1 protein-coding gene and 1 rRNA gene are annotated in these 2,591 nt (G+C 60.7%); both read right to left on the bottom strand.

The annotated features are described in order from the left end of the window. Positions 1–1,418 (bottom strand): 23S ribosomal RNA (locus HKN37_16200); the annotation flags it as partial. Between the two features lie 197 nt (positions 1,419–1,615). Then, positions 1,616–2,591 (bottom strand): hypothetical protein (locus HKN37_16195; protein NNE48194.1); only part of this gene is annotated, 976 nt, incomplete at its 5' end.

Raw genomic sequence — 2,591 nt, 5'->3', positions numbered from 1 at the left:
TCCATCGACTACGCCTTTCGGCCTCGCCTTAGGACCCGCCTAACCCTGGGCGGATTTACCTTCCCCAGGAAACCTTAGGCTTTCGGCGACGGAGATTCTCACTCCGTTTATCGTTACTCAAGCCGACATATTCACTTCCTGCCGCTCCACCGTTCCTTCCGGAACGGCTTCACAGCCGACAGGAACGCTCCTCTACCGCTTGCCGAAGCAAGCCCGCAGATTCGGCACGAACCTTATTCCCGATCATTATCGGCGCTGGATTCCTCGACCAGTGAGCTATTACGCACTCTTTAAATGGTGGCTGCTTCTAAGCCAACATCCTGGCTGTCACGGCAATCCAACTACCTTAGTAACTTAGGTTCGTTTAGGGGCCTTATCTGACGGTCTGGGCTGTTTCCCTTTTGACCGCGGAAATTATCTCCCGCAGACTGACTCCCACGACAGAGCCTCTTGGTATTCGGAGTTTGGTTGAGGTGGGTAGGCTTGTGGCCCCCCAGCCCCATCCAGTCGCTCTACCCCCAAGAGGTGTCACGTGAGGCTAGCCCTAAAGCTATTTCGAGGAGAACGAGATATCTCCGGGTATGATTAGACTTTTACTCCTCCCCACAGGTCATCACCTAACTTTTCAACGTTAGTGTGTTCGGTCCTCCAGACGGTGTTACCCGTCCTTCAACCTGCCCATGGGTAGATCACCCGGTTTCGCGTCTGCTCCCTGCGACTCGACGCCCGTTTAAGGCTCGGTTTCCCTTCGGCTCCACTGGGATCCAGCTTAACCTTGCCGCAGAGAGCAACTCGTCGGCTCATTATGCAAAAGGCACGCGGTCACCCGCTGTGTCCCGAAGGACACCCAGGCTCCCACAGCTTGTAAGCACACGGTTTCAGGTACTTTTAACTCCCCTTATCGGGGTGCTTTTCATCGTTCAGTCGCCTTACTGGTTCACTATCGGTCGTTGAGGAGTATTTAGCCTTACGGGGTGGACCCCGCATATTCGCACAGAGTTCCACGAGCTCCGTGCTACTCTGGAACACCTAGGCCTTCGTCACAGACTGCTACAGGACTGTCACCTTCTGCGGTTCAACTTTCCAGATGATTCACCGCCCGTTCTGAAGTGCCATGTTGGTGCCCGAACCCCGGACCGAAGTCCGGTTTAGGCTGTTCCGATTTCGCTCGCCGCTACTGACGGAATCGCATTTTGCTTTCTTTTCCTCCGGCTACTGAGATGTTTCAGTTCGCCGGGTTCGCCCTCACACCCTATGCATTCAGGTGTAAGTGACCCGCAAGCGGGCCGGGTTGCCCCATTCGGAGATCCCAGGATCAAAGCTCGGTTACCAGCTCCTCTGGGCTTATCGCAGGTTCCCACGTCCTTCATCGCCTCTCAACGCCAAGACATCCACCGTGTGCCCTTAGTCGCTTGATCGCACCGACCGAGATCCCGCACCTGCTTGCGAGGGGTCCCGCAAGATCAGCACGCACGGTCAGGAACGACAAACGACCACAAGACGCTACGAGCTCGTCTCTCGGTCATTCAATACATTCAATTCAATTTGCTGCTGTCGCCACGCAACCCGGGGGGGGTCACGCGTCGCCAACAGCCGACGTTCTGCTCACGAATTGTCAAGGAGCGTTGTTCCGCCGGTCTGGTGCAGACCGACGCCCGCCGCACGCACCCAAATGGGCCCGAACAGGCGAGCTCAGTAGGATACTCACGGCCAGGGGGCTGTCAACATGGGTAGGCGGCCCAATTCTCCAATTTTGCCGGTCGGTTTCGGGGGGCCGAGCGGGCCCGTCCCGCCGAATGAGCACGGCGCGGTCGCGGACGCGGGCGTGGGCACGGTCGCGGCCCCGGACGCGGACACGGGCACGGTCGCGGACGCGGGCACGGACACGGTCGCGGACACGGGCACGGGCGCGGACACGGACGGGGGCGCGGACGGGGGCGCGGACGCGGTCATGGACGCGGACGCGGCGCGTAAAGAAAACGGGCCGCACGATGTGCGGCCCGCTCGGGTGATTCTGATTGACGATCTTCGGACCGCCGTCGGCGGACACGTCGCGGCCGAGGATGCCGTCCGTCGTGAGGATGTGGAAGCTCGTCTCGGCCTGGTCGAAGCCTTCGCTGATGAAGTAGCCCTCTTCACCGAACGGCGTGTCTCGGCTCCAAAGCCCCCAGCCGCCCGTCTGTCCCTGCACGCGGGCATCGGCGCGGCTCGCGCGACGGACGCCGACCGATTCGATGTGGCCGTCGTAGAACATCGTGGCCGGGGACGAGTCCCAGGAGTGGTTGAAGTAGTACGGCTCGCAGTTGCCGAGGTACGTGCCGGGCTGGAAGCTCGGGTTGCACGAGGCCTTCGGGTTCTGGAGCCAGTTGTGCTCGAGCATGTGCGTCTTCAGATTCGGATACCGGGCCTGCGACATCGACGGCGAGCGGAAGCCGGCCGCGAGGGACCACGGATCCCTCCAGCCGTTCGAGGTCGAGTCGTCCGGGTCGTTGTGACGCATGACGTCCGGGTTGAACATGGCGGCGGGGCTCATGACGTAGCTCGACCACACCCGAATGTCGCCGTACTGCTCGCCCGCTTCGCCCGTGTCG

It is taken from the genome of Rhodothermales bacterium (assembly GCA_013002345.1).
Taxonomy (GTDB): Bacteria; Bacteroidota; Rhodothermia; order Rhodothermales; family JABDKH01; genus JABDKH01.
This window is presented reverse-complemented; position numbering and strand designations above follow the sequence as displayed.